20 protein-coding genes are annotated in these 26,282 nt (G+C 43.0%); 11 read left to right on the forward strand and 9 right to left on the reverse strand.

Annotated elements, in window-relative coordinates; genetic code table 11:
* Position 1: 1 nt before the first annotated feature.
* Positions 2 to 598, reverse strand: a complete 597-nt coding sequence (locus C6Y39_RS15080) for a porin family protein (RefSeq protein WP_105932148.1) — start codon at positions 596 to 598, stop codon at positions 2 to 4.
* A gap of 509 nt (positions 599 to 1,107) precedes the next feature.
* Here C6Y39_RS15080 and katG point away from each other — a divergent pair.
* Positions 1,108 to 3,408, forward strand: coding sequence for a catalase/peroxidase HPI (gene katG, locus C6Y39_RS15085; protein ID WP_105932071.1), 2,301 nt, complete (start codon positions 1,108 to 1,110; stop codon positions 3,406 to 3,408).
* 278 nt (positions 3,409 to 3,686) lie between these two features.
* Entirely contained in the window at positions 3,687 to 4,172 is a 486-nt protein-coding gene (locus tag C6Y39_RS15090) for a hypothetical protein (RefSeq protein ID WP_105932072.1), read from the forward strand.
* A gap of 27 nt (positions 4,173 to 4,199) precedes the next feature.
* Here C6Y39_RS15090 and C6Y39_RS15095 read toward each other — a convergent pair whose 3' ends face one another.
* Positions 4,200 to 5,525, reverse strand: a complete 1,326-nt coding sequence (locus C6Y39_RS15095; protein ID WP_105932073.1) for a mechanosensitive ion channel family protein — start codon at positions 5,523 to 5,525, stop codon at positions 4,200 to 4,202.
* 557 nt (positions 5,526 to 6,082) lie between these two features.
* Here C6Y39_RS15095 and C6Y39_RS15100 point away from each other — a divergent pair.
* Both C6Y39_RS15100 and C6Y39_RS15105 read left to right on the forward strand, forming a co-directional pair.
* A complete protein-coding gene (locus C6Y39_RS15100) occupies positions 6,083 to 7,279 on the forward strand; it encodes a hypothetical protein (RefSeq protein ID WP_105932074.1) in 1,197 nt (398 codons plus the stop codon).
* On the forward strand, positions 7,279 to 7,698 hold the full coding sequence (locus C6Y39_RS15105; RefSeq protein WP_105932149.1) for a hypothetical protein: 420 nt from the start codon (positions 7,279 to 7,281) through the stop codon (positions 7,696 to 7,698). Before C6Y39_RS15100 ends, C6Y39_RS15105 begins: the two co-directional genes overlap by 1 nt.
* Positions 7,699 to 7,748: 50 nt before the next feature.
* Here the strand turns inward: C6Y39_RS15105 and C6Y39_RS15110 are convergent, their stop codons facing one another.
* The gene (locus tag C6Y39_RS15110) at positions 7,749 to 9,872 is read right to left on the reverse strand and encodes an EAL domain-containing protein (RefSeq protein ID WP_105932075.1); all 2,124 of its coding nucleotides are present in this window, start codon (positions 9,870 to 9,872) and stop codon (positions 7,749 to 7,751) included.
* Positions 9,873 to 10,389: 517 nt separating this feature from the next.
* Between C6Y39_RS15110 and C6Y39_RS15115 the strand changes: the two genes are divergently transcribed.
* The gene (locus C6Y39_RS15115) at positions 10,390 to 11,829 is read left to right on the forward strand and encodes a DEAD/DEAH box helicase (protein WP_105932076.1); all 1,440 of its coding nucleotides are present in this window, start codon (positions 10,390 to 10,392) and stop codon (positions 11,827 to 11,829) included.
* Between the two features lie 123 nt (positions 11,830 to 11,952).
* Here the strand turns inward: C6Y39_RS15115 and C6Y39_RS15120 are convergent, their stop codons facing one another.
* From C6Y39_RS15120 to C6Y39_RS15135, 4 genes are all read right to left on the reverse strand, one after another.
* Entirely contained in the window at positions 11,953 to 12,675 is a 723-nt protein-coding gene (locus C6Y39_RS15120) for a thioredoxin family protein (protein WP_240618912.1), read from the reverse strand.
* Positions 12,676 to 12,944: 269 nt separating this feature from the next.
* Positions 12,945 to 14,540 (reverse strand): ATP-binding protein, encoded by a 1,596-nt coding sequence (locus C6Y39_RS15125; RefSeq protein ID WP_105932078.1) that lies wholly within the window; start codon positions 14,538 to 14,540, stop codon positions 12,945 to 12,947.
* Positions 14,540 to 15,196: a response regulator gene (locus C6Y39_RS15130; RefSeq protein ID WP_105932079.1), complete on the reverse strand. Its 657-nt coding sequence runs from the start codon at positions 15,194 to 15,196 to the stop codon at positions 14,540 to 14,542. Before C6Y39_RS15130 ends, C6Y39_RS15125 begins: the two co-directional genes overlap by 1 nt.
* A gap of 195 nt (positions 15,197 to 15,391) precedes the next feature.
* Positions 15,392 to 17,914 (reverse strand): S8 family serine peptidase, encoded by a 2,523-nt coding sequence (locus C6Y39_RS15135; protein ID WP_105932080.1) that lies wholly within the window; start codon positions 17,912 to 17,914, stop codon positions 15,392 to 15,394.
* A 477-nt stretch (positions 17,915 to 18,391) separates the two neighbouring features.
* Here C6Y39_RS15135 and C6Y39_RS15140 point away from each other — a divergent pair, with 477 nt between their 5' ends.
* Genes C6Y39_RS15140 through C6Y39_RS15160 form a run of 5 tightly spaced genes read left to right on the forward strand, consistent with a single transcriptional unit; the run spans position 18,392 to position 22,046 of the window.
* On the forward strand, positions 18,392 to 18,904 hold the full coding sequence (locus tag C6Y39_RS15140; RefSeq protein ID WP_105932081.1) for a curlin subunit CsgB: 513 nt from the start codon (positions 18,392 to 18,394) through the stop codon (positions 18,902 to 18,904).
* 30 nt (positions 18,905 to 18,934) lie between these two features.
* The gene (locus C6Y39_RS15145; protein WP_105932082.1) at positions 18,935 to 20,380 is read left to right on the forward strand and encodes a curlin; all 1,446 of its coding nucleotides are present in this window, start codon (positions 18,935 to 18,937) and stop codon (positions 20,378 to 20,380) included.
* Between the two features lie 54 nt (positions 20,381 to 20,434).
* Positions 20,435 to 20,827, forward strand: a complete 393-nt coding sequence (locus C6Y39_RS15150; protein WP_105932083.1) for a CsgE family curli-type amyloid fiber assembly protein — start codon at positions 20,435 to 20,437, stop codon at positions 20,825 to 20,827.
* Positions 20,821 to 21,276, forward strand: a complete 456-nt coding sequence (locus tag C6Y39_RS15155; RefSeq protein WP_167390671.1) for a curli assembly protein CsgF — start codon at positions 20,821 to 20,823, stop codon at positions 21,274 to 21,276. Before C6Y39_RS15150 ends, C6Y39_RS15155 begins: the two co-directional genes overlap by 7 nt.
* Before the next feature lie 8 nt (positions 21,277 to 21,284).
* Positions 21,285 to 22,046 carry a CsgG/HfaB family protein gene (locus C6Y39_RS15160; RefSeq protein ID WP_105932084.1) on the forward strand — a complete coding sequence of 254 codons (762 nt, stop codon included), beginning with the start codon at positions 21,285 to 21,287 and terminating at the stop codon, positions 22,044 to 22,046.
* Between the two features lie 22 nt (positions 22,047 to 22,068).
* On the opposite strand, the gene C6Y39_RS15165 is transcribed toward C6Y39_RS15160, so the two are convergent.
* Positions 22,069 to 22,746, reverse strand: coding sequence for a helix-turn-helix transcriptional regulator (locus C6Y39_RS15165; protein ID WP_105932085.1), 678 nt, complete (start codon positions 22,744 to 22,746; stop codon positions 22,069 to 22,071).
* Positions 22,747 to 23,188: 442 nt separating this feature from the next.
* On the opposite strand from C6Y39_RS15165, the gene dld reads away from it, so the two are divergent.
* On the forward strand, positions 23,189 to 24,919 hold the full coding sequence (gene dld / locus C6Y39_RS15170; RefSeq protein ID WP_105932086.1) for a D-lactate dehydrogenase: 1,731 nt from the start codon (positions 23,189 to 23,191) through the stop codon (positions 24,917 to 24,919).
* Positions 24,920 to 25,012: 93 nt separating this feature from the next.
* Here dld and lldD read toward each other — a convergent pair whose 3' ends face one another.
* Positions 25,013 to 26,152, reverse strand: a complete 1,140-nt coding sequence (gene lldD, locus C6Y39_RS15175; protein WP_105932087.1) for an FMN-dependent L-lactate dehydrogenase LldD — start codon at positions 26,150 to 26,152, stop codon at positions 25,013 to 25,015.
* Positions 26,153 to 26,282 lie beyond the last annotated feature (130 nt).

Raw genomic sequence — 26,282 nt, forward strand, 5'->3', positions numbered from 1 at the left:
ATTAAAAGCGATACTCAACACCAATGCTGGCTTGTTTTAGATCGGTTTCAAAATCGGTATCGTCGATATCGTCAAATGCTTCGTCTGCGTCCAATTCTGTATCATATACAGTATATTCAGCATTAATCAGGAAGTTACTTGTAATCGCATAGCTTAGACCTGCGCCAACGAAAAGGCTCTCATCGTCGTTATCTCGCGATATACCTGCAAAATTATATTCAGTTTCAGACCAAAGCTGACCCGCCTTAGCATAAAGTGAGAAGCGTTCGGTTAATGGCAAAATACCTTTAATTGCCGCGGTATAGCCATCAGTTTCAGCGCCTGCAATATCATTACCATAATCGCCAAAGTCAATGTAGCCACCTTCAATCGCTACCCACTCATTGAATTTGTAACCCACTAGGCCTTGCCATACGTCTTTGTCATCATCAAAGTCATCTTCACCTTCAACGCGAAGGTAGCCGTAATTACCACCTACGTAAAAACCGCTGTCTTTCGCTTCAATTTGATTAGATTGAGCGTTTGCGCCAAACGAAGCCATTGCACTAATTGATGCAACCGCAGCTAGTCCAGTAAGTGTTTTAAGTGTGTTTTTCATAAGTTCGTCCTCATTACTTCTATAACATTCCATCGACTTCTTATTGAAGTTAATGTGTGATTGATTCCTACAACATCCCTTCAACAGTTGTGCCATGGTAGAAATTTCAAATTATCGTTCAAAGCAAAGAAATTTTTTCAAAGATGACTCTTTTTTCGTACGATTATTAAACACTTATCAGTTTTAGGAGGCGTCACACAAAATAGAGCGAGCAAAATTTTCCTACTCTCGTGAAATAGATTCTCAAACCATGATTAGTCTTTTAAATATTTCATGTAGTTATTTGCAAGAGGTGCAGTAATTAGAACCGATGACGTTTTAATCTTTTGAATTTTAAGGATAATTCATTTGATTGGTTTTTCTAATCGTGTAAATCCATTTTATCGACTGTAAAAAGTTGGCAACACTGTCTATCTTCTATCAGGCAAACAAGTAAATAAGATGTTAATGATAACCGGCGTCTTACGCATCGGTACCAGTAGCAAAATTTAATCGAGACGGGAAAAACCATGACTATCAATAGGTTTAAAAGAACCACACTGTCAGCATTAGTTGCACTTTCACTTAGCGCGACATGTGCAGTTGCTAATGATCAAATCAGCAAGCCTGCCGGTGCAAAAGGCACAGGCATGGCAAAAGCTTTCCAAGCTAAAACCAATCAATTTTGGTGGCCAGATCAACTAGACTTAGCGCCACTTAGAGATCATGACAATCGTTCTAATCCTTTGGGGAACGACTTTAGTTATGCTAAGGCATTTTCCAAGCTTGACCTTGACCAAGTTAAAAGTGATATCAATGAATTGCTAACGACATCGCAAGATTGGTGGCCAGCAGATTTCGGTAACTATGGTCCTTTCTTTATTCGTCTCTCGTGGCACAGTGCAGGGACGTACCGCACGCTAGATGGCCGTGGAGGCGGTGATGGTGGTCAAATGCGCTTTGATCCACTTAATAGTTGGCCAGATAACGGAAACCTAGATAAAGCGCGACGTCTATTGTGGCCGATTAAGCAAAAGTACGGTGAGAGCCTTTCATGGGGCGACTTAATGATTCTTGCAGGCACCGTAGGTATGGAAAACATGGGCTTTGATACCTATGGCTTCGCGGGCGGTCGTACCGACGACTGGGAGCCTGATATGGTGTATTGGGGTCCAGAGGTTGAAATGCTAGCGAGCGACCGTGAAGAGCGCGATGGCAAGCTTCAGCGCCCACTTGGCGCTACGCATATGGGCCTTATTTACGTGAACCCAGAGGGACCTAAAGGTGTGCCTGATCCGATGGGCTCAGCAAAAAATATTCGTACAGCCTTTGGCCGTATGGCAATGAACGATGAAGAGACGGTAGCGCTAATTGCTGGTGGTCACACTTTCGGTAAAATGCATGGTGCACACAAACCTGCGGATTGTTTAGAAGCAGAGCCAGGTGGTGCTGGTCTTGAAGAGCAGGGCTTAGGATGGAAAAATAATTGTGGTAAAGGTAATGCAGAAGACACAGTAACCAGTGGTCTTGAAGGGGCTTGGACACAACTACCTACCAAATGGACAAGCTTGTACCTGCAGAACTTGCTAGGTTTTGAGTGGAAGCAAACCCGCAGTCCGGCTGGTGCTATTCAGTGGATCCCTACCGATGAGTCACTGCATACGTCAGTACCAGATGCACACGTTGAAGGTAAGAAAAACCCACCGGTGATGACGACGGCTGACCTTGCGCTTAAATATGATCCTGAATATCGCAAAATTGCTGAACGCTTTTTGGCTGATCCAAAAGAGTATCAAACAGCGTTCGCAAAAGCGTGGTTTAAGCTTACACACCGTGACATGGGACCTAAGTCTCGCTATCTAGGTAACGATATCCCAGAAGAAAACTTCATCTGGCAAGATCCGGTACCAAAGGCAGACTATAAAACCATTTCTGATAAAGACGTTAAGAAGTTAAAAGCGGATATTTTGGAGAGCGGTCTAACCGTTCAGCAGTTAGTAAAAACTGCATGGGCAGCGGCTTCTAGTTTCCGTGCTTCTGACTTGCGTGGTGGTGCAAATGGCGCACGAATAGCGTTAGAGCCTCAAATGAGTTGGGAAGCAAACGAGCCTGAAACAGTTAAAGCAGTAGTAGCGAAACTTAAGGAACTACAGGAAGAGTACAACTCTCGTATGTTCTCTAAGAAAAAGGTATCGCTAGCTGACTTGATAGTCATTGGCGGCGCTGCTGCTATCGAAAAAGCGGCTAAAGATGCTGGTGTTGATATCACGGTTCCGGTCGTTCTAGGGCGTACAGATGCGACACAAGAGCAAACAGATGTTAACTCTTTTGCGCTTCTTGAGCCGACGGCTGATGCATTTAGAAATTATTACAACGCCGAAGCAAGCTACCGTTCGCCAACAGATATGCTGGTAGATAAAGCTGATCAGCTAAATCTGACAGTGCCTGAAATGACCGTGCTATTAGGTGGTCTACGTTCATTGGGCGCAAATGTAGGCGGCTCTACACACGGTGTATTTACCGACAATGTGGGCACGCTTAACAATGATTTCTTCGTAACGCTGCTTGATATGGGCGTTAAATGGAGAAAAACTGACGATCCATCTGTTTACGAAGGGTTTAACAGAAAAACTGGCGAAGTAATGTATACAGGAACGCCAGTAGACTTGGTATTTGGTTCAAACAGTGAGTTACGCGCTGTTGCCGAAGTGTACGCTTACGACAATGCAAAAACTCGCTTTGTTGAAGACTTTGTCGATGCGTGGACAAAGGTTATGACGCTTGACCGTTTTGACTTACGTCACGACTTAAATGCTAAGTTGGAAAAATAAGCGAGAACTCGGAATTCGTTAAAGTACTACAAAAAAGTACCACAAATAACAAGGGCGCTTCGGCGCCCTTTTTCTTGAAATTTCATATCTTAGAAGTCTTATCTATGCGGACTGGCATAATCCAAAGAGTGGAATGAAATCGACTAGTAGTAGGATAAACTAATCATTTGTTGATTAAGTATGTGTTATCTCGCTTTGAATCCGATAGTTTGCTTCGCAAACTTGGCTCGATTTCGATACACTAAATGTTATTTTTCGCTTCTACGAACACCATCGAAATGGCAAGCATCCAACGTTCTTTAGTTAATTTAGAAATGCTAAGTGACGATATTACTTCGCTCTCTTTTGAGGCACGCAATACTGCGGCTCACATTCGTCTTCTAAACGAAGTATTGAAAGAACTGAAAGGTTTGAACGCGTTAGTGCCTAATGAAACAGAATCAAGTTTTCATAACGCAATAACAGGCTCAATATTTGAGAATATTTTCGAGCGAAAACGGATGGTGGCAGTTTATATTAAGCTCATAGGGTATGTATTGACTGCTTGGGAGGCGACCAGTAAAGCCAACGCAATTCTTCTGGATAACTTCGACGCTAGTGCAGATAAGCGACTTGAGCTGCTTCAGGTGAAAGCAATCAAGGCTAAATCTCAGCTTAAAACAGTCGCAACTGCGATGGGGCAAAGCGATTACGAAAAGTTTACCCGTACACTTGGGCTTGAAACGCAAGAGTGGCAATGGGATACCCTTCGCGCACGGTTTTAGCCAAGCGCGAAGGTGAAGTAAGGCTGTTTAGGGGGTTGTGTTTCTAATTCCAATGCCTTGTTCGTTGATCACGCGAACTTCGCGCTGAGGGAATGGAATTTCAATATCATGTTCGCGTAACGTTTCAAAAACAGTGAGTAAAAGATCTCCGCCGACACGATTTTTTCCGTCGTCTATTCCTTCCATCCAAAACTCTACAAACATATTTACCCCTGAATCGCCAAAGCTATCAATCTCGCAGTCAGGCAATTCTTCAAAAGGAATATCGTCACCGCTTATTACTTGTGGATGCTCTGAGACTGCTTCCTTGATAATTTCTACCATAGCGCGGATGTCAGTCTTATAGGCAACAGAAAAATCGATACGATAGCGCTGCTTTTGATTCTTATGAGTCCAATTAATGAGTAAAGAGCTGATGAATTTTTCGTTAGGTACGAGTACATCTTTGCCATCATAAGTTTCTAGCACGGCATAGCGCATTTTAAACTCTCTAACGATGCCTTTTTGGCCATCTTCAAGCTCAACATAGTCACCTACGGTGAGGGACTTATCCAGTAAGATAATAATACCTGAGATAAAGTTTGAAGCTATAGACTGAAGTCCTAAACCAAGACCTACGCCCAAAGCGCCGCCGAAAACAGCAAGTGCAGTTAAATTGATGCCCATAACATTAAGCAACAGTAAAAAAACTACACAGAAAAGCGCTACCTCGAAGAGCTTTGCAAAAACTTCCTTTGTCGATACATCGAGAGACTTGTGGTTTCTAATAATATCTTGGCCAATTGCATTTGAGCTGCGACCCAACCAAAACAATAGGCCGCCAAACAGCAACACTCGAGTCACGCCATAAGCTGAAATTTGGACATTGCCAACAGAGATAGCCATAGACTCTAAAGCTGACGTAATAAGCGGAAGTACACCTACTAGGTGTAAGAACAAAATGGGTAAACCGACCCAACGCATGCAAGCCGCGATCATTTTGTTTTCGACAAAACCTGTTATTAGCGAATTAACAAACAGCATTAGCGCAACAACAACAGCGATTTCCAACAGCCAAGCATCGAACTGGAATTGTGCGCCGAGCACAGTGGTCAGCTTTAACATGCTTATCGTAATAAGCGGAAAAAGCGCTTCACCGAGATTGTATAAAAAACCGTGCATTGTATGTGCACCTTTCTCTGGCTTCTCCCGCGTGAACCTAAAGGGCTTTTTCACTTGTCTGGCGAGTAAGAAGGCAACACAATAAATGACGGCGATGGTAACTAGCTGTATAAAAAAACTATCAGACGTAACTGATGTTTTTATTAGCGCCATTTTTTCTTCAAATTGCTGGGTTAAGCTTTCAACATTCATACTTTTTTTCACTTGTTCACCTCATCATTAAATTTAGATGTGGTTAGTGCGTGGATTAATTGCGCGTTTTTTAACTGTTATATCAAATCTGGTAAAGCTTTTTTTATCGTTGTTTCAGTAAATCATCGCTTCTGGTATCTCAACTATGCCCCAAAAAAGGCTATTAGTCTTTATATCTACTACCTCTGCATGTCTATGACGTAGCAAATAGAGGATGCACGAGTTGTGATACGGTACATGTGGTTTGTGGTCATTTATCTGGGCCTTTTAAGTTAACTTGCAATAAATAACACGTTTGCCGGTGGGGCCTTTGAGTTTTGAAGCCGAAGTGGATTGCAGGTAAACAATGAAATCTGATAGCAGAAGCGCGCTCGAAAGCGTAGTGTTCAATGAAGGCGCATTAAGAAACGCTTAAATAGGCCGGCAAATATGCCGGTTTTTCTGACTAAAGTAGGTATTGGTGATTTTGCGAACGCGAACTATCATATAGGTGAGGTGAACTGTTCAATCTCGTTGAGGTTGAAATTTCACTAATTCGCAACCTAAAAGTTGATGCAATGACCAATTTTAAATTACTGATAGCCTTAACGGCCGCAGCGGCTATGGTTTTGTCCTCCCAAGCCGCTGGGGAGACAGACAAGCTTGAGCTTTCGGGCTTCGCAAGAGTAGTTGGTGGCTTTGTCGATACAGACAAGGCAACGTATGAAGGCTACGATGATAACGTTAGCTTTTCTGAAAAATCTCTGATTGCTGTTCAAGCGGATTATAACTTTTCTTCGACGCTATCTGCTTCCGTCCAGCTTTTACTTCACACCGATGAAGATCGTGAGTCGGGCGTAGAATGGTTATATCTTACTTACACCCCTACTGAAGAAATTCAATTTAACGTGGGCCGTTTGCGTACGCCATTTCTTAAATATTCTGACGTTATCGATGTCGGCTTTGCTTATCCTTGGGTAAATGCTCCGCAACAGCTTTACAGTAGCTATATGTTTTCTCAGTACGAAGGTGCAAATGCACGCTACAGAGCAAACATTGGTGATTTTATTGTCGATTTTGAGGCTTATTATGGCCGATATGAAGACAGCCTTGTTTCAAGCGGTATTGACGTTGAGGTTGAGCTAGACCAGCTATTCGGCGGTGTTATAGAAGTGAATTACGGTGGCCTTCAGCTAAGAACCGCTACTATTAATGGCCCCAAAGTTGAGACGACAATCGACGAAATTGCGCCTTTTTTGCAAGGTTTAAGGGCTGCCGGGTTTGAGCAACTTGCAGAAAAGTTCGAAATTAACGACAGCGCCAGAGCGTTTTTGCTTGGGGCAAGTTACGACACGTTAAATTGGTATATGAGCGGCGAATGGATGAAGGTATCGTCCGATATCGACGTGCTGGCAAACCTCGAGAGCTTTTATATCTCTTATGGCTATTACTACGACAGCGTGCTCTTTCATCTAACTTATGCATCTTCAAATCAGTCGCTGAATACTATTGAAAACACAATTCCCCCAGGCATTTCTCCAGAACTTGATGAACTTCGTTTTGGTGTTGATATACTTAACAGCTTCTTCCCAACAGATGACCTAGACACGTGGACACTTGGTGCTAGGTGGGACGTAAAGACAAACGTTGCGCTAAAAGCAGAGGTTTCACTTTTAGATGGAAAGCAAGGTAAAACGTCTTTCTTTGATATCCAAGACGAGACTTTTGATAGAAACGCGATGCTTTACCAACTAGCGTTAGAGTGGGTATTTTGATGCTGAAGTACACGCTAATATTGTTGTCTTTGCTAAGTTTTTCTCCTGCGTTTGGGCAAGATAATATTTGGGTAGTGGCCAATGTTTCCGATAGTAACATTGCGCTTTCAAAAGCCGAGGTTAGGACGTTGTTTATGAACAACAGCACCTCGAGCTCGTCGGTGCTTGAGCCAGTATCTATGATGCCCGGTCACAGGGCCCGGTCTATTTTCAACGCAAAAGTCATTGCGCTGCCTGAGTCAAGAATTCAGTCCTACTGGGCGCAAATGCGTTTCAGTGGTCGAATGACAGCGCCAAAAGAAATGGACTCACTGCAGGCCATGCTGCAATATTTAGACGAAAATGAAGGCGCTGTAGGCTACGTGCCAGCAGGAACAGAACTACCTTCTCATTTAACCGTGGTCTACGCCAGCCTATAATTAATGGAGATGTGAGGCCTTCGTTCGGCCTCATACTCTCTGAAAACCGTTTATCTCGCCAAACTGCTAGCTATGATGTTTTTAAGTGGAGCTGGCCTACTGTACAGGAAGCCTTGAAGAACATGACAGCCGTTCTGCTTTAAAAAACGTGCTTGTTCATGGGTTTCCACACCTTCAGCACAGACGGAAAAGTTTAAGCTTTTTGCCATTTCAATTATTGTCTTAGTGATTAATTCTGATTGCTTTGAACTTCCAATATCATTTACAAAGCTGCGATCGATTTTCAACGTATCAATATCGAATTTTGTTAAGTAGCCTAACGAAGAATAACCCGTTCCGAAATCATCTAACGCCAACCGACAGCCATGCTTTTTGATAGCGGTAAAAAAGCTATTAGCGACGTTGAAATTGTTCATGTATGCGGTTTCAGTGATTTCAAATTCAAGGTTTTTTGATGGTAGCCTGTCAGTATCCATTTCGCTGATTATAAATTGAGTAAGCTTGTTGCTATTTAAATCCATCGGGCTAAGGTTTATTGAAATGACAATATGTTGACCGAATGACTCAATTAACTGAGGGGCTTCGATACCAACACGTTTTATAACCCACATACTGATTAGCGACACCTTTTCCGTTTGTTCTGCTATAGGAATAAACTCCGCTGGCGATACTTCTCCTAATACATCATCATGCCAGCGAAGCAAGGCTTCAAAGCCGATTACGTTTTCGTCCGAATCAACTTTTGCTTGATAACTAAGGTAAAAAGCGTCGCCTTCTAGCGCTTGTGAGAGCCTCGTTGATATAAGAACCTTGCGCTGAGTATTAGCAAGCATCGCTTCGCTAAACCATGTATACCTAGCCTTACCGTCGTCTTTCGCTTTATACATGGCTACATCGGCATTAGTGACAAGGTTGGACAACTCGTATCCACATTCACTTGCAAGAGCAAGCCCCACACTCGCGCTAGAATCAAAACGAAATGAGCTAAAAATATGTGTACGATTCACCGCGTCTACAAGCTTATTGGCAGTATCCTCTAGTGCCTGTTTACTTGGCAAATTGGGTACTATCACAATAAATTCATCTCCACCTAGACGCCCTAAAGTATGGTCTTTACTAAGAATGTTCGTCATAGCCGCACTAATATGGATCAAAAACTTATCGCCGATATCATGCCCAAAAGAGTCATTAATTGATTTAAAACCGTCGATATCAACAAAAAGCAAACCAAGCTCGCTATGATTCATGCGAGATTTGGCAAGCTCTCTTGTGAGAAGGTGCATTAAAAACTGTCTGTTGGGCAAACCAGTTAACGCATCAAAATTAGCAAGCTTTTCCATCTGCGATTGCTGTTTTTGTAAAAGCGCATTTTTTTCTGCATTTGCTTCAGATTGCGCTTTAATATTGGACATCATGTTATTAAAGGCGCGAGACAGAGAAAGGGTCTCCTCTCTATCGATTTCCTCTACTTTTACGTCGTAGTTTTTGTCGTCAACCACGCTATCCATCGTTTTTATTAGCGTATTAAGAGGCTGAAATACCTTTCGTTGTGCTCTTACTGAAATTAGAAGTGCAAGTATTATAAGAAAGGCGACTGATGGTGTTACAAGCGTAATGTATCGCTTGCGACTATCTCTTAATGCGTCTTGAAGGTTGAAGACTAAAATGAACTTACCAAGTGGAAATGTTGACTCACCGATGGTTTTTACCACCACAACTTTATTTTGGATTTGATGAAGGCCAAGTGCAAGTGAAGCAATAGATTTGTCAACATGTGAAAAAGAAGAAAGGTTTTCAGGCAAAACGCCGTTAGAGACTTTGCCATCCCGCTCTTCTTTAGAAGGGCCTAGTGGGGTTTTCTCTCCGTTTATTCCAGCTGGGCCAATATACATATTTAACACGTTTCCATCGTTATTTAATATGTAGGCGGTTTCTGCGTAGTCATATTCACCGAGTCTGAGTAATACTTCGGTTTGGTAAAAGCTACCGGCTGGGTCGTCAATAAAATCTATCAAATCAACCGCGATATTCTCACCTATCGCGTTCACTTCTGCTGAAACAAACTCAACATAGAGTTTTTCATAAACATAAATGGATAAACCAATGATAAGCGTACTTATCACTGCGATTGAGGTGACGGTATTAAAAGAGATTTGTGAACGTAGACTTTTCAAGGTAACACTCTAATTATTTTTAACAGTGAAATGAGTGAACATAGAGAGTGGAAACACCTAGTAAAATTGCGATAGCTTCAGCGCTATTTGAGTATAGACGTTTTATCTTTTTTTGAATTGAATTACATCAGCAATTAGTAGTAGGGAAACCTAAATACGTAAGGTTTTATATATCGAATTCAAATAACGCCTTAAAGAACATTATGAATAGCTGGATTGACAATCACTTAACAAAATTCGTAAGGCAGCATTCAGTCAAGATATGAGTGCGAGCCTTGTTGGACAAAAAATGCGCTGGTGACCGCGTTCGATTAATGGTAAACTCCGCCCGCACTTTGTAAGAGTAAATACATCCGTTCTTTTCTTGATTTCAAACACCAATAAGCCAAGTCGGCAATGGCGTATCTCTTTAGGTTTTCCCAGTAATCTATAACCCCCATGGTTAGCAATTAAGCACTAGCGCTTATACCTTTGCGGTATGCACCTTTTTTAAAATACCTATGACAGGAGTTTATTAATGTCATTTACCCATTTAGGGCTCGCTGAACCTTTATTGAAAGCTATCGAAAAACGTGGGTTTAGCACACCATCACCTATTCAAGAGAAAGCCATTCCTGAAATATTACAAGGCAGAGATGTATTGGCCGCTGCACAAACGGGAACCGGAAAAACGGCGGGCTTTGGTCTTCCTATCTTACAAAGGCTAATGTCGGGACAGCCGGTATCGGGCAACAATATTAGAGCGCTTATTTTGACGCCTACCCGCGAGTTGGCCGCCCAGGTCGAAGAAAGTATTCAGGCATTTAGCGAATTTTTACCGCTTAAAACGGCCGTCGTTTTCGGTGGCGTCGGTATCAATCCTCAAATGATGAAGCTTCGTAAAGGGGTTGACGTATTAATTGCAACACCTGGCAGATTACTCGATCTTTATCAGCAAAACGCAGTGAAATTTTCTGAGCTAGAGGTCTTGGTTCTTGACGAAGCTGACAGAATGCTAGACATGGGCTTTATTCACGATATTAAAAGAGTGCTCAAACTATTACCTAAAGATCGTCAAAGTTTACTTTTCTCTGCAACCTTCTCAGAAGAGATAACGGCACTAGCGAGAACAATTACCCGTGATCCGGTAAGCATTTCTACTGCACCTGCAAATACGACAGTGGATGCCGTAGAACAGCATTTGGTTACTATCGATAAGTCTAAAAAAACCACCGCACTTATCTGCTTGATAAAACAGCAGAAGTGGGAGCAAGTATTGGTGTTTAGTCGCACTAAACATGGCGCAAACCGAATTGCCGAAAAGCTCACTCGTTCAAAAATTCCAAGCGCTGCAATTCACGGAAACAAGAGCCAAGGCGCCAGAACGAAAGCGCTCGCTGACTTCAAAAGTGGTGAAATTAAGGTTTTGGTTGCTACTGATATTGCTGCCCGTGGTATCGACATCAGTGAGTTACCGATAGTGGTAAACTTAGACTTACCGAATACAGCCGCTGACTATGTGCATAGAATTGGACGTACAGGACGTGCAGGAGCAAGCGGTCAGGCATGGTCGTTTGTGAGTGTCGATGAACTGCAGAACCTTAAAGATATTGAAACGCTGATTCAAAAGCTGCTTCCTAGAGAAACCTTAGAAGGTTTTGAGCCTCAGCAAGCCGTTCCACCAACCACGTTGTCTAAGCCAAAGAAGCCTAAGAAACCAAAGGCTGCTAAGACGTTGATGGACGATGAGAATAACCAAGGTGAAAAAAAATCTCGAAGCAGAAGAAGTGGGCAAAGCCAGAACAATAAGGCAGGGAATAGCAGTAATCGCTCGGGTAATTCGAGTGGAAGGTCAAGTGCGGGTGATAAACCTGCGAGACGCAGAAGCGCTGGAGCTGAAGGTAGTGGCGCGCATCGCTCGGCAAATCGTCGAAATAATTATTCTTCAAGCCAGAGCAGTGCTTCAAGCACTAACTAGCCAACAGCTCGTTTAGCTCATTTGTAATTAGATACTTTAAAGTAAGGGACGTTAGGTCTGTTTGAACGTCCCTTCTGCTCCTAATATCATATATGGTATTAGCTATTTGAAGAGCAGTAAAAATCAGTTCTGCTCCCAAGAAAAAGGGTTATAGTGTCTAAGCGCCGGTTTCGTGTTGACGCCATTATCACCCTTTTCACCCAACGTTAGCTCTGCGCGTTTAACCAAGGTTTTTTGAAGCTCTGTACGATAGGTTTTAGCTTCTTTCCAAAGTGCATTTAAACCTTCTGGTGTATTTCCATTGAGATCCTCAACAAGCAATGGACCTAACTTATCGTAGGCACGTTGAAGCCTTGCCGCTTGCTCTTTGTTGTAAGCGACTTCCTCGTTTGTTGGTTTCCAACTAATTAACTGCGCCTTTTGCATTTCTGTCATTGCTGGATAGCGAGAGAAGTAAGCAAGGTAATCGTCTAAATGAATGCTGTCAGCATTCCCCCAGATATCCATAGATGTTCTGTTCAATAGCGCGCCTGAACTAGGTTCAACAACCATTACCGTTGGCGTCGCGTAATAGTTGGGATAGGCGAACCGCTCTGTAATTTTTCTTCTGTCTTCAAGGGTTCCAACGTCAACAAATACGGTTTCATAGTGAGCCCGTAAAATAAGGTCCATTTCCTGAGTTGAAAAACGCTCTGCGAGGCCAGTGCTGTCATGACACCATTGTGCACCGAGCACAACGAGCAACAGTTTTCCTTGTTCTAAGGCCCTTTCCTGAGCACGCACAACATCTTGAAAAGGGTTAGGGGAGGGAGTGTAAGCGTAAGGGCTAGGTTCTTTGGTACTCACACAACCCCCAAGTAACGCAATTAAGGTGATAGTCCACATCATTAACAATCGAGGCTTAATATAGCGAACAAGGCGGGTGTAAAACGAAGCGTTAATCTGAAAAATATACATACGGTTGTCAAAAAGTCTGTGAAATCAATGACAATGTAGCACAAGTAACCAAGAAAAAGTCGGTTATTAAGCGTGACAAATTACCGCTCTATCCAAGACCCGTTTGAAGAGCGATGGGAATTAGCTTCATGTGGTGGTACTGCTCAATTCAATCCAACTCATTGTCTTGGGATGGATAGGCAGATATTGGTCCCTGAAGATGAACTGCTTTCGATATAAATGCTACCGTTTATTAGCTTGGCTCGCTCCTTCATTGATAATAAGCCGAGGGAAGCAGCATTGTCCGGGCGGTCGGTAGGGAAGGCAAAATGTGATGAAGATACGCCTGTTATGTGAGCGGGAATACCTTTCCCGTTATCGCTCACGCAAAACGTTGTGTTCGCTTCTGTATAGCTAATATTAATACCAAGACGTGATGCATTAGCGTACTTAACACTGTTCGATACCGCTTCTTGTATAATTCTGTAAATATGAATTTTTTGTTCTGCGGTAAAAGCAAAAGGTGAGCCTTTCACTTCAAATGTATACTCAATATTTGATTTTTTTAGCGTGGACACAATAGCAGAGCCTTGAATGACCGCCTCAATAGGAAGTGTGTCGATGCCCGAGGGACGCAGGCTTCCCAAACTTTTTTTCATAGCTTGGTACAATGCATCTATCTTGTTGAGAAGTGTCTCTTTGTCGGCAAGGGCTTTATTGAGTGTTAGCTGTAATTTAAGGTCGACAATGCGATGGCCAAAATCGTCATGAAGATCTCGAGATAGTCGTTTTCTCTCATCTTCTTGTAGGCTTACTAATTTCGACGAAAGGGCTTGGGCTCTATTCACGGCCCTTTCCAGTGCCTCATTTTTATGACTCAGTACCCTGTTCATTTCTAGAGACTGACTAATTGATGCGCCTAGAATTAAGCAGCTAACGCATAGAGCAATAATATAAAACTGATGTTCCAGTGGAGGAAGATTGCTTTGGCTCGCTACTACAAAAGCCGTTAGGCCTATTAATAGACAAGACAGTGCGCTGCCAAGTACAGCATAGCGAAAGGATAAAAATAGTGCGGGGAACACCGCGAGGTATTTAACCTGATAGCTAATATTTGTACCACTGTTATACACATAAACACTTAACAACAGAAAGAGAAGCCATGCACCGACAATGGCGAACAGCATGTTTTTCTCCCTGTACTTGGTCTCTTTTGATAGCAATGCAAATAATATAGGGCAGAGCACAATGATACCGACAAAATCGCCCAACAAAAAATCAAACAGAATGGGTAAAAAAACTGAAATGTCGGTTTGGAGTTCGAGTGCCCTTCTACCGAGAAAGGTGGCACCGAGTAGTGCACTAATTAGTATGCAAAAAGCCAGTGTGGCAAGTGTGCTATTCACACTATCGATATATGGCGCTCTTACCTTCCGTCTAAATAGGTAAACGCTTATACATAGTAAGGCGGGTGAAATGACTAAATGAACTAAATACCATCCAAAGCTACCGCTTAAAAATGCGGTATTGTCGAGAATTCCGCCAGGGTGAAACAAAGCTAAGTGGGTGAGTTTTTCTGCCAAAACCAGCATCGGCCAGCTTCGTAACGGAAGCATTAAAAAAGCAGCTAACCGAACGCCAGCTGGCAAATACCAGCTAACCGTACCGGAAATAATTTCAAACTGCGTACTGAAAAGCCAGACACTATGAAATAGAGTGGTATACGCCAATCCGATAGCTAAAAATTTAACGCTGATAAAGTCCTTTAATTTCATTAGTTTTCTTTGATCAGCACATCATCATTAATCACATCAGAGACGTCAAGAAAGCCTGTTTCAAGTGCAATTCTTAGCAGGCCAAACTGAGAAGTTACGTTGAGTTTTTTATAGATATTGGTTCTATGAACCATCACAGTTTTAGGGGCAGTATCAATATGATAGGCAATTTGTTTAGGTTGAAATCCCTTCGCGAGAAGTAAGAAAACTTCTTTTTCTCGTTCCGTAAGAATTGAGGTTAAACACTTATCGCCGAAAGCTAACTTTTTACTTAAATCAGAACTTAGATAGTTTTCGTCTTTCTCTAGTGATTCCAATGCGTCGATTAACTCTTTGGTTGCCGCATTCTTTGTAACGTAACCGTCAGCACCGAGTTCAAGTGCTTTACTGATATAGCCTACGTGCTCATACATACTCAACATCAGGCATTTTACGTAGGGAGCCTGCTGTTTAATTTTTACCAGAGTATCAAAGCCGCTTCCATTTACTAAGGATATATCCAAGATGGCAACATCAATTTCTTCGAACGTAGCGTAAGAAGGTAGCTCTTCTAAAGAGCTAACTGCATAAGATACATGCCACCCGTACTCTTGCTCAATGAGTGTTTTAATTCCGTCTCTAACAATTTCATGGTCATCAATGATAAGCAGGTGCATAAAAATATGGCGTTGTACTAAATACCTTGAGTGTACGTCGAATTTGGCTTACTGGGAATAAGCCAATGGATTAGAGGGTGCTTTGTATAACGGCCATAAAAAAGCCGGCCTATCCTTGGCCGGCAATTGCTTAACTTTTAAAATTAACTCTGTATAGAGTTAAACTCTGATAAAACGTTAATTTTATAGGGTCTGCTACAGGTTAACTGTTACAGGCGCTGAGCAAGCTGATGTCTCATCACATACCATATAGGTATATTCACCAGGTTGAACACCACGGCTTCTGTCGCGGTAACGTCCAGTGTTGCTCACTTCTTCAAGCAGTTCACCGTTGCGATAAATCATAACAGTATCGGCCATAGAGCCGCTGTACGAGAGATCAACGCGAAGCGAACCGAAGCGAGAGAGCATGGCGCGGTCAATTTCTGCAACAATATTGCTATCTGAAACGGATACTGTTTCTGTTGAAACGTCAGTCTGGCCTTCCGAGTCAGTAACCGTAAGGGTCACATCATAAGCTCCAGTGCTTGCGTAAATATGAGTTGGGTTTACTTCCGTTGATGTCGAACCATCGCCAAAGTCCCAGCTATAGCTGACAATGTCGTCATTTACATCGTTACTATTGTTGGTGAAGCTAACTGATAAACCAGAAGCGTCATAGGTAAACGCAGAGTTAGGCGGTGTTGGGCCTACTTCGCCAATACCTGTGACTACGATACTCCAAGTGTTCACAGTACCGTTGTCACCGTTAAAAGTGTCAAGTACGTTCAAAGTCCAATCGCCAGTAGCTACTTCACCGTTAAAGGCATCTGTGTTATAGCTTTCAACAATATCATCTGTGCTGCCACCTTGATTCTGGCGCAGAACGGTAGTGGTACCCTGAGGAGAGGTAAGTGATAACACTAGGTCACCGCTGTAGGTATGAGTAATGTCTACTGATGCCTGCATGCCAAAGACCGTCAAATCATCTGGCACATTGATGACAAGGTTTACACCTACGTCATCTGGGTCTTCTTCGTTAGGCAGTGTTGGAACTGCATCGCCGGTATATGCGTATGGGAAGTCATTCAAGCCCTGCGGGTAGACATAAAGATTTGCCGACTTGGATTTTTCAATCTCACCGCTCACCCCATTAACGGTAAAGCTATAAGCACCCCATGGCGTATCTTCAGATGTCTCTACTGTCAATGTCACCGTATCTCCGGGCATTGCCGAGCTTGCACTTAAAGAAGCTAAATCACTTGGCTCAGCAAGTGACAACTGAACTTCCTCTTCATAGCCAGCAATTGAACCAACTTCAATAGTGAAGGTATAGGTCTCACCAGCTTCAATTTCAGCTGAACCTGGTGTAATACCTAGTTTGAAGCCAGGTGTTGGGTCGGCCTCTTCAAGTGCATTTAACACATTTAATCGATTGCCAGATACAGTGCGGCCGTCAGCCCATAGACTGGTTTCACCAGTAGACATCAACAGCTCTTTCATTTCAGATGGCGTAAGCTCAGGGTTTAGCGACCATACTAGTGCTGCAGCTCCTGCAACATGCGGCGTTGCCATTGATGTACCTGAATACGCCGCATAGCTGTTGCCCGGTATTGTAGATAAAATTGCGGTGCCTGGCGCGGCAATATCCACCGTTTCTATACCGTAAGAGTAGCCGCTGTCTCCGTCAGTTCGGGTATGACTGGCGACGGCCATAACGCTATTAGTGGTGGTGACGTAGTTAGATGGATAATTATCTACATTGTCGTTATTAGAGCCGGAGTTCCCCGCTGCTGCAACAAATAAGATACCTGCTTGGCCAGCAACTTCGATAGCGGTTTCTAACGCTTCACTGTAGCCGCCGCCACCCCAACTATTATTGGTCGCTTTAATATTAATGCCGCGGTTTTCTTTAAGATCAGTAAAGTAGTCAATACATTCGATAGCGCCTGCAGTTGAACCTGTACCGTCCGCACCTAAGAATTTACATGCAGCGATAGACACATCGTGATTTACACCAACCACACCAATACCGTTGCCACCTACAGCGCCAATCGTGCCCGCTACGTGGGTACCGTGAGAGTCGTCGTCCATCGGATCGGTATCGCCATTCGCGGTATCAATACCGTAAACGTCATCAATATAACCGTTGCCATCATCATCAACACCGTTACCGGCAATTTCGCCTGGGTTAACCCATGCATTATCCGCAAGGTCTTCATGATTGTAATCAACACCGGTATCAATGACACCGATCACTACATCACTGTCACCGGTTGTGATATCCCAAGCTTCTGGCGCATCAATGTCGACGTCAGCGACACCGCCAGCTTGGCCGGTGTTGTTCAAGCCCCATAGGTCACCGTAAGATGGGTCGTTTACTACCAATGCTTTACGATATAAAAAATTTGGCTCTGCAATCTTGACTGACGGATTCTTTTTCAAAATCTCAATGGCATCTTTGACAGACTTACCGCGAAGTTGAAGTTTGGCTATGCGACCATCTAAAAGATTGGCAAAACGGTCATCCACTTCATCGCGGTTTGCATCGCTTATGCGTGCGCCCACTGACGAACGTGCACGCATTTTTTCTGTTTTACTTACGTTTTCTTTGTACACAACGATAACGCTGTCGTCGAAAATTTCGGCTTTTGCTGCGTGTGCGTGGCTAGATGCCATTAGCGGTAATAGGGCTAATGACAATGCTGAAAGGCCTGTTTTAAAAGGCTTTGTTTTCATAATTAGATTCCATAATTAGCAATTGTGCTTCAATCACGAAATCTTCTCATTCGGTCTGATATAACTAACGGTTAAAACTTATAACGCAAATTTCAAAACCTGCCACTCCAAAAATGCAAATAGCTTTAAAAATACTACTTAACCACTAGAGAAAAACGGTTAATGCTTGTCAAACTAGTACTTAATTATTAGGGCCTGCTTACTTGTCAACGACTTCTTATGTCGACGTTCGTGTAATTTGAATACTTAAGATATTTATTCTGTTGAGGCGTGGTCTTACCATCTCCAACTTTGATGTTTATTTTCTGAGAAAACTAGTACTAAGGTATTACCTTAAAACGTTGGATTGCGAGCTGAAGCGGTGATGCCGATATTTAATCTGTAATAAATACAACTTAAAGGTGATGGATTCTCAAAGCCTAAAGGCGTTTTATAGAGAGGTCACCTTTGTTGTTATTCAAGGAAGCCGTCGTTCTCATGGACAAGATGTTAAAGGTTAAAAAGCACCAACTCGTTAGAAACCTAAAAGCTATAAAAGCGGCTGGGTTGTTAGCTAAAACGGTATGCACTCTCCTAACCGTAAATACTCCTGTCTTTGCGCAACAGTCCGACTTATCAACAAGCTCCGACATGGTGGAATCTTCTCTTTCAATGAGTCTGAATGCTCAAGCTATTACGATAGACGATGAAACGGTCTTCATTGCTGTCAGTCAGTTTGGGCTTAATAACATAACTAACATTATCCAAAGCGGCAACGGCGCCAACCTATCTAATGTTGTTCAAAACGGCAGCAATAACGAAGCAATCATCACGCAATTAGGTGAAGGCAACGTTGTAAATTTGCTGCAGCAAAACAACAACAATTATTTCGAAATTATCCAAGATGGGTTCGACAATGTTGCCAATGTCAATCAATTAGGTGAACAGTCTTTTACTGTTTATCAGATAGGGAACGAAATGGTGATTAACATCACACAATATCAAGAATGATGTGATTGCCATAGGGAGACAAATGTGAAAATGAAAAGAACAAAAATAGCGAGTGCATTACTTTTAGTCGCAGCGACAGGATGGGCATCCGCGCAAGAAATTCCAGCGAGTAAATCAGTAGATTTCAACGCTTCTGCAGATTTTGTTTCAGCAGCAGAGGGTAATGAAATTACGCTAACCCAAACGGCACCAGAGGGAAATGAAGTAGGCAATGAATCTGTTTTGAGTCAAGAAGGTGATTTAAACGCAATAGTCGTAGAGGTAACGGGTGATGCTAACGAAGTACTCGCATCGCAAATGCAGTCGGGCAATACGTTCTTCGCGAGTGTTACGGGTGACGGCAACTTTCTAGAGTCTGAGCAAGACAGTATAGACAGTGTTGCGGACGTTCTTGTTGAGGGAGACGATAATACGGTTTCGCTTGTTCAGCTAGGTGACGGCGGTCCGTTCGGATTTATCTTCAATCGTTCGATAAACAGTATTTCGGGCAGCGGCAATACGCTGTCAGTGTATCAAGGAGACGGTGGAAACTGGGCTAACAATGCTATTTCTGGTAACGACAACACAATCTTTGTTGATCAAAGCGGTGACTGGCACGAATCCTATGTTCGCGAACTAAGCGGCGATGCTAACGTAATTGACGTTATTCAAGATGGTTACTACAACATTTCAGATTTAACTGTAATTGGTTCTGATAATGAAGTTGAAATTGATCAGGATGGCGATCAGAACGTTATCGGTTGGACTATGATTGGCGACGGTAACGTGCTTGAATTTGAACAAGACGGTGACGGCAATGAAGTCGCCACAGGTGTGTTCGAAGGCTCGGGTAACGAAGTGAATATAGACCAAATTGGTGACGTTAATTTAGCTACGGTTGAAACAATTGGCGGACAGGCGAATACGTTCGAAATTAACCAAGTTGGCGAAGGAAACATTGCTTATGCTGGCGTTATTGGTTTATTTAACGAGTTCGATTTAACTCAGGTGGGGGATGCCAACGAAATCAGTGCTGTAAACTTTGATGGCTTTTTCAACACAATTGAAATTGAGCAAGACGGTGACGCGAACTTAGCATTAGCCCAAGCCGGTATTGGAGAGGCAACTTATTTTGCAGATGCAAACGTAATTGAAATGTCTCAAGAAGGTAATGAAAATATAGCGTCAGTAGAATTAGCACGTGACATTGCATCAAACGGTAATGAAATCATGGTTGCTCAAACAGGTGATCTTAACTTGCTAGATTTGCTTGTTAATGGCAACGATAACGTCATCAGCGTTATGCAAGAAGGCGTTGGAAACTGGGTAACGGACGAAACCGGTGGCCAGTTTGTTATTTCAGGTGACATGAACACTTTTGAAGTCACGCAAATGGGTAACGACAACTTAGTTACAGGCAGTATAACCGGCAATGGCGGCACAGTGAGTGTTACGCAAGTTGGCGACTACAACGTAGCTACTGTTGTTCAGATGTAAACTTATAGATGTAAAAGTGAATAGCCGGGCGTTTGCCCGGCTGTATTCCGCATAATGAAGTATTCATATTGTTTCTTTCTTACCGCACTGTTTTTCAGTGTGTTTATTTCTCCGGTTCACGCAGAAGAAATTCGGTTAGGGGGGCTGTTGCTCGATAACAGTATAAGCCGCCAAGGCCATGAATTTGCCTCGCGAATTAGTCAGTACTGGCGGGAGGTTCCCGACAGTTCGGGCAAAAACCTGGTAGTTAAAGAAATCATAGTGCCTCAAGCAGGTACGCTACTTTCTGTAATTTATGACAATAAAGTGGTTTACCAAACATACATGGGACGTAGGCAAGTTCCGATTGATGAGAAAGTACAGCAAGCTATCATGTTGGTTTTAGATGCGGTGGCAAATGCGAGTATAGACAGTAGAAGCCCAGATTTAGCAGGGGACGAATGGTAATGTCAAAAAGGATAACAATTACTTTGTTAGCAGCGACCGCGCTGTTAACGTCGGTCACAACACTAGCCACTGAGTTAGTTTATGAGCCAATAAACCCGTCTTTTGGTGGCAACCCGCTCAATGGCTCGTTTTTATTAAGTAAGGCAAACTCACAGAATGCGCATAGTGCACCACTTAGTGAGCGTTCTTACGATGAGCGACTACAAGAGTCATTAGAAAGGGCCTATATAAACCGTATTGTTCGTGAAATTACAGATATAGCTTTTGGTGAACAGGAGTATGATGAAGACGGGAATCCAATAGACAGTATTTTTAACCAAGACAGTATATTTGTAAGTGGAGACTTTCAGGTAGAGCTTATCACGAGCAACCCTGACAGCATCATCGTTAACATTACAAACCTTTTGACAGGGGAAGTCACTGTCGTAGAAATTCCACGGTTTGGGTAGGGAAACACATGAGAAGTACCGTTTTTATTTTCCTCGCATTAGCCCTTACGGGTTGTCAGTCCATCACTAATACTCTGCCGCCTGACACCACAGCTGCCGATGTTATTAGAGACAGCGCCACGCTGTCAGAAGTGAAAAGTTTACCAGCGCCCATGGGGCAAATTCCGGTATCGGTGTATGCGTTCAGAGATCAAACTGGACAATACAAGCCGAGTTCAGGTGCCAGTTCGTTTTCTACTGCGGTCACCCAAGGTGCCACATCTATTCTTGTTCAAACCCTAAGCGAAACATCGTGGTTTTTGCCAGTAGAGCGTGAAGGGCTTCAAAACATTCTTACTGAACGCAAGATAATTCGTGCTGACGAAAATAGCGGTGGGGATTTGCCACCATTGACCACCGCCAGAATTATTATTGAAGGCGGTATTATTAGCTACGATACAAACATTCGTACCGGAGGAGCTGGTGTAGAGTATTTTGGCATCGGTGCTAGTGAACTGTTTAGAGAAGATCAAATTTCTATCTATATGCGTGCTGTTGATGTGAGAACAGGGCAAGTACTAGTGTCGGTTTCAACCTCTAAAAAGGTGTTAAGCCAAGAAGTTAGAGCTGGGCTATTTAGATATGTGTCACTAAAGCGTCTGCTTGAAGCAGAAACAGGGTACACAACAAATGAACCTATGTTTGAGTGTGTAAAGCAAAGCATAGAAAAAGCGGTCACTGAATTAGTGCTACAAGGAATGGAAAAAGGAGTATGGCGCGCTAAAGAATAGGCGCCATAATCCTGCCGATGCGCTAGTGATTTACTTGCTGGGGCTGGCTGCACTGATAATCAAACCACTTAATTAACTCGACACGATTTCTACATTCTGTCTTTCTAAATATACTGTATACGTGAGTTTTCACGGTATTAACGCTTATATGAAAGCAGTCTGCAATTTCTTGATTCTGTGCGCCGTCAGCAATTTTGCGTGTGATTGCCAGTTCTCTCTTTGTTAATACGGTCGTCGATGACTGAAGCGTGGCAATGGTTTTTGTCTTAGGTACGAGATTAGCATCGATGTAACGACTCATAACCTCACGGCTAAACCACTTATTACCTGCCTGTACTTGCTGCACACCGCGAACCAACAATTCAAGATTATCTTCAATGTGGAAAATACCGTTTATACCATGCTGAATAGCGGCATAGTGAAAATCGAGGTCAGATTCAGATACGTTGAAGATTACCTTATTTAAATCTGGATAATTGTTGATAACGGGGAGGCTCAGCATAGACTTTTGGTCGCAATATCTCGCGTCAACAAAGAACGTGCAAGTGTCATTTAATATACTTTTGGGCGGTGCGACTGCTCCGCTGGTTACCTGAAATCCGCATGAGGGTAAAATACTGAGAAATCGTTCGTAAGCCTCATCCTTTATTTTACTCTCACCAAAATTATTTCTTGTAAGTACGAATGCTTGATGTGACATGAAAACTCCTTTTCGCGTTATTCAACCTTACGAACTATATAGAGGCTTTACAATACTGCTCTGGTCTTATGTGAAGTAACAAAGCGTAACAAAATGTAACGATAAGATGTTTTTGGTGAAATCAACCTGAAAACAATGGTTTAGTTTATTTTTTTCGAAAGGGTCTTACCTTGTTTTTTTGAGCAAAAGCTACGCTGGCTGAATTTGTAAAAGCAGTTGCTAAATGAAAACGTTAACCTCAATCAAGGCTAATGTTGAATGTTGGAAGCAAGACTAAAGAGACTATTAAAAAACGTTACAAAGGCAATTTAAACCAATAATTACCGAATTAAATATAAGTAAATTTTCTCTAGAAAAAACGTTTGCCCCCTTTGTTAAAAATGGCGTTAGTGTATAGTTCATCACCAAGTCAATTCTTCCATCCTTTAACACAGAGAGAGCCATGACCGTAAACGTTGACACACAGTCTTTGATCACATCTATGCGAGATGTAGTGGGGCAAGCCTATTTGTTAACTGATAAAGCTAAAAAGCAGCCTTATACCAAAGGGTTTCGATTTGGCGCTGGTGAAGCACTTGCAGTAGTGCGTCCCGGAACATTGGTTGAAATTTGGCGAGTGCTCAAATTATGTGTTGAGGCTGATGTTGCGGTAATTATGCAAGCTGCAAACACTGGTCTTACAGGTGGTTCCACACCAGATGGTAAAGATTACGATAGACCATTAGTTATTATCAGCACTATGCGGATTGATGATATCCAACTCGTAGACAGTGGTAAGCAGATAGTTGGTCTAGCGGGTAGCACCCTTTTCGGGTTGGAAGAGACCTTGGCGCCGTACGGAAGGGAGCCTCATTCAGTAATTGGTTCATCGTGTATTGGCGCCTCGATTGTTGGCGGAATTTGTAATAACTCAGGTGGTGCTTTGGTTAAACGAGGCCCTGCTTATACAGAGCTGGCGCTTTTTGCGCAAATCGATGCGAACGGCAATTTGTCGCTAGTAAATAACTTAGGCATAAATTTAGGCAGCGAACCTGAAGAAATCCTAAGTAACCTTGAAAATAAACGTTACAAAGATACCGATGTAATGCACCCTGATGCCCGGGCGTCTGATAATGAATATGACGAGCGAGTACGGGATGTAGATTCTGATACTCCGTCCCGTTTTAACAATGACGGAAGAAGACTACACGATGCCTCTGGGTGTGCCGGTAAACTTGCTGTGTTTGCAGTAAGGCTAGACACGTTCCCTATTCCTGAAAAGAAACAAGTATTCTATGTTGGCTCTAACGATGCCGCCGTATTTACAAAAGTACGTCGCGACATTCTTTCAACATTTAAGAACTTGCCAGACTCTGGTGAATATCTTCACCGCGATTGCTACGACGTATCAAAGAAGTACGGTAAAGATATGTTTATCGTCATTAGCAAACTTGGCGCAAAGTTCATTCCTAGGCTTTTTGCGTTTAAGCGCAAGTTCGATGCATTTACCGATAAGTTAGGTTTTTTACCCAACAAGATGTCAGACCGCGTTATGCAGTACATGAGCTATGTATTCCCTAACCACTTGCCAAAGCGCATGGAAGAGTACAGAGATAAGTACCAGCACCACTGGATTTTGGAAATGAGTAACGATGGGGTGGACGAAGCCAAAGCCTACCTCGATGAGTTCTTCAAAACTAACGAAGGTGGATATTTTGAGTGTACAGAGGAAGAGGCAGACAAAGCCATTTTACACCGATTTGTTGCTGGTGGTGCAATAGGTCGCTACCACGTAATGCACAGTAAAGAAGTGGGAGCCATGATGACGATTGACGTTGCGCTGCGCCGCAACGATCCAGATTGGTTTGAGGTGCTTCCCAAAGAAATTGACGATCAAATCGATACTAAACTGTACTACGGTCACCTTTTTTGCCACGTCATGCACCAGAACTACGTCCTGAAAAAAGGCGCTGATGCCAAGCAACTGAAAGGCAAAATATTAGAAACCTTTGATGCAAGAAGCGCTGAGTATCCTGCAGAACATAATGTGGGACATGAATACTTTGCCAAAGATGCACTTAAGAACTTCTATCGTGAGCTTGACCCAACCAATAGCTTTAACCCGGGCATAGGTAAAACTACCAAGCTTAAAAATTGGGCTGAGCATGAAGGTGGTTGCTGCAACGGTCACTAGGTAAGCTTTTCAAATACTACCTCGTTTACGTGTCGAAATTGAAGGCCATAAAATTAGAGCAAGGTTTTATGGCTCTTTGTTTGTTGTTAGTTTTCAAGGCTGTGAGTCAAGCGAGCCGAGACTAAGATCACGGATTGACTTTGCTCCACACAAAGTCATTGCAACATGCATCTCCTGTTTATACAGGTCTAGCAAATTTTCTACCCCACGCTGGCCGTCTGCTGCAAGAGCATAAATAAACGAACGCCCCAGCAGTGTACAATCTGCGCCAAGTGCAATCATTCTTACCACGTCTAAGCCATTACGTATCCCTGAATCAACAAAAATGCTTAACTTATCTTTTACCGCGTTGGCTATAGCGGGAAGTGCTCTAGCCGTTGATAATACCCCGTCTAGCTGCCTACCGCCGTGGTTTGATACCACAATGCCTTCAGCGCCGAAGCTTAATGCGTCTCTAGCATCTTGTTCATTTAATATGCCCTTGATAATCATTGGGCCGTCCCAAAACTCTCTAATCCATTCTAAGTCTTTCCAGCTGATAGATGGGTCGAAGTTTGCTCCTAACCAGCCAATGTAGTCTTCTAACTTAGTCGGTTCGCCGCGATAGGCTGAAATATTACCAAGGTCATGTGGCTTACCAAAAACGCCCACATCAAATGCCCAGCGAGGATGAGTCATGGCTTGCAATACCCGTCGACTTGCCGCAAAGGGGCCGCTCATACCAGAGTGTTTATCGCGGTAGCGTGCACCTGGTACAGGCATATCAACGGTAAACACCAAGGTTTTTACACCCGATGCTTTGGCACGCTCCAGAACATTTTTCATAAAGCCTCGATCGCGAAGTACATACAGTTGAAACCACATGGGGCGCTTAATTTCTGGCGCAACCTCTTCAATTGGGCATACCGACACCGTCGACATTGTAAACGGGATGCCCTTATTTTCTGCTGCTTTAGCGGCTTGCACTTCCCCTCGTCGTGCGTACATACCCGTTAAACCTACGGGAGCAAGGGCGATAGGTAACGCTAGCTTTTCACCAAACACCCTTGTTGAAAGGTCAAGAGACGACATGTTTCTAAGCACACATTGCTTTAATGCGATATCAGCTAGGTCTGCTTCATTACGTTTGAGCGTTTGCTCGCGATAAGCGCCGCCATCTATATAGTGGAATAAGAACGGAGGAAGCCGTTTCTGCGCTGCGCGTCGATAGTCAGTTGGTGATGAAATAATCATGCTGATAAATTAAAGAAACAAAGTGGGTAAAAATATAGCGTTTCTCTCTACTGACATATATGGCAAATAGAAAATTTATTTTCCGTATTGATGTGTTAATCGCAAAATCAGAGCGCGTAAATCATCATAA

This window comes from Alteromonas gracilis (genome assembly GCF_002993325.1).
GTDB lineage: Bacteria > Pseudomonadota > Gammaproteobacteria > Enterobacterales > Alteromonadaceae > Alteromonas > Alteromonas gracilis.

What these genes read in the sequence shown, in the direction of transcription:
- C6Y39_RS15080 (WP_105932148.1), bottom strand. Translation starts at nt 598, where the DNA reads ATGAAAAACACACTTAAAACACTTACTGGACTAGCTGCGGTTGCATCA.
- katG (WP_105932071.1), top strand. Translation starts at nt 1,108, where the DNA reads ATGACTATCAATAGGTTTAAAAGAACCACACTGTCAGCATTAGTTGCA.
- C6Y39_RS15090 (WP_105932072.1), top strand. Translation starts at nt 3,687, where the DNA reads ATGGCAAGCATCCAACGTTCTTTAGTTAATTTAGAAATGCTAAGTGAC.
- C6Y39_RS15095 (WP_105932073.1), bottom strand. Translation starts at nt 5,525, where the DNA reads ATGAATGTTGAAAGCTTAACCCAGCAATTTGAAGAAAAAATGGCGCTA.
- C6Y39_RS15100 (WP_105932074.1), top strand. Translation starts at nt 6,083, where the DNA reads ATGACCAATTTTAAATTACTGATAGCCTTAACGGCCGCAGCGGCTATG.
- C6Y39_RS15105 (WP_105932149.1), top strand. Translation starts at nt 7,279, where the DNA reads ATGCTGAAGTACACGCTAATATTGTTGTCTTTGCTAAGTTTTTCTCCT.
- C6Y39_RS15115 (WP_105932076.1), top strand. Translation starts at nt 10,390, where the DNA reads ATGTCATTTACCCATTTAGGGCTCGCTGAACCTTTATTGAAAGCTATC.
- C6Y39_RS15125 (WP_105932078.1), bottom strand. Translation starts at nt 14,540, where the DNA reads ATGAAATTAAAGGACTTTATCAGCGTTAAATTTTTAGCTATCGGATTG.
- C6Y39_RS15130 (WP_105932079.1), bottom strand. Translation starts at nt 15,196, where the DNA reads ATGCACCTGCTTATCATTGATGACCATGAAATTGTTAGAGACGGAATT.
- C6Y39_RS15135 (WP_105932080.1), bottom strand. Translation starts at nt 17,914, where the DNA reads ATGAAAACAAAGCCTTTTAAAACAGGCCTTTCAGCATTGTCATTAGCC.
- C6Y39_RS15140 (WP_105932081.1), top strand. Translation starts at nt 18,392, where the DNA reads ATGGACAAGATGTTAAAGGTTAAAAAGCACCAACTCGTTAGAAACCTA.
- C6Y39_RS15145 (WP_105932082.1), top strand. Translation starts at nt 18,935, where the DNA reads ATGAAAAGAACAAAAATAGCGAGTGCATTACTTTTAGTCGCAGCGACA.
- C6Y39_RS15150 (WP_105932083.1), top strand. Translation starts at nt 20,435, where the DNA reads ATGAAGTATTCATATTGTTTCTTTCTTACCGCACTGTTTTTCAGTGTG.
- C6Y39_RS15155 (WP_167390671.1), top strand. Translation starts at nt 20,821, where the DNA reads ATGGTAATGTCAAAAAGGATAACAATTACTTTGTTAGCAGCGACCGCG.
- C6Y39_RS15160 (WP_105932084.1), top strand. Translation starts at nt 21,285, where the DNA reads ATGAGAAGTACCGTTTTTATTTTCCTCGCATTAGCCCTTACGGGTTGT.
- C6Y39_RS15165 (WP_105932085.1), bottom strand. Translation starts at nt 22,746, where the DNA reads ATGTCACATCAAGCATTCGTACTTACAAGAAATAATTTTGGTGAGAGT.
- dld (WP_105932086.1), top strand. Translation starts at nt 23,189, where the DNA reads ATGACCGTAAACGTTGACACACAGTCTTTGATCACATCTATGCGAGAT.
- lldD (WP_105932087.1), bottom strand. Translation starts at nt 26,152, where the DNA reads ATGATTATTTCATCACCAACTGACTATCGACGCGCAGCGCAGAAACGG.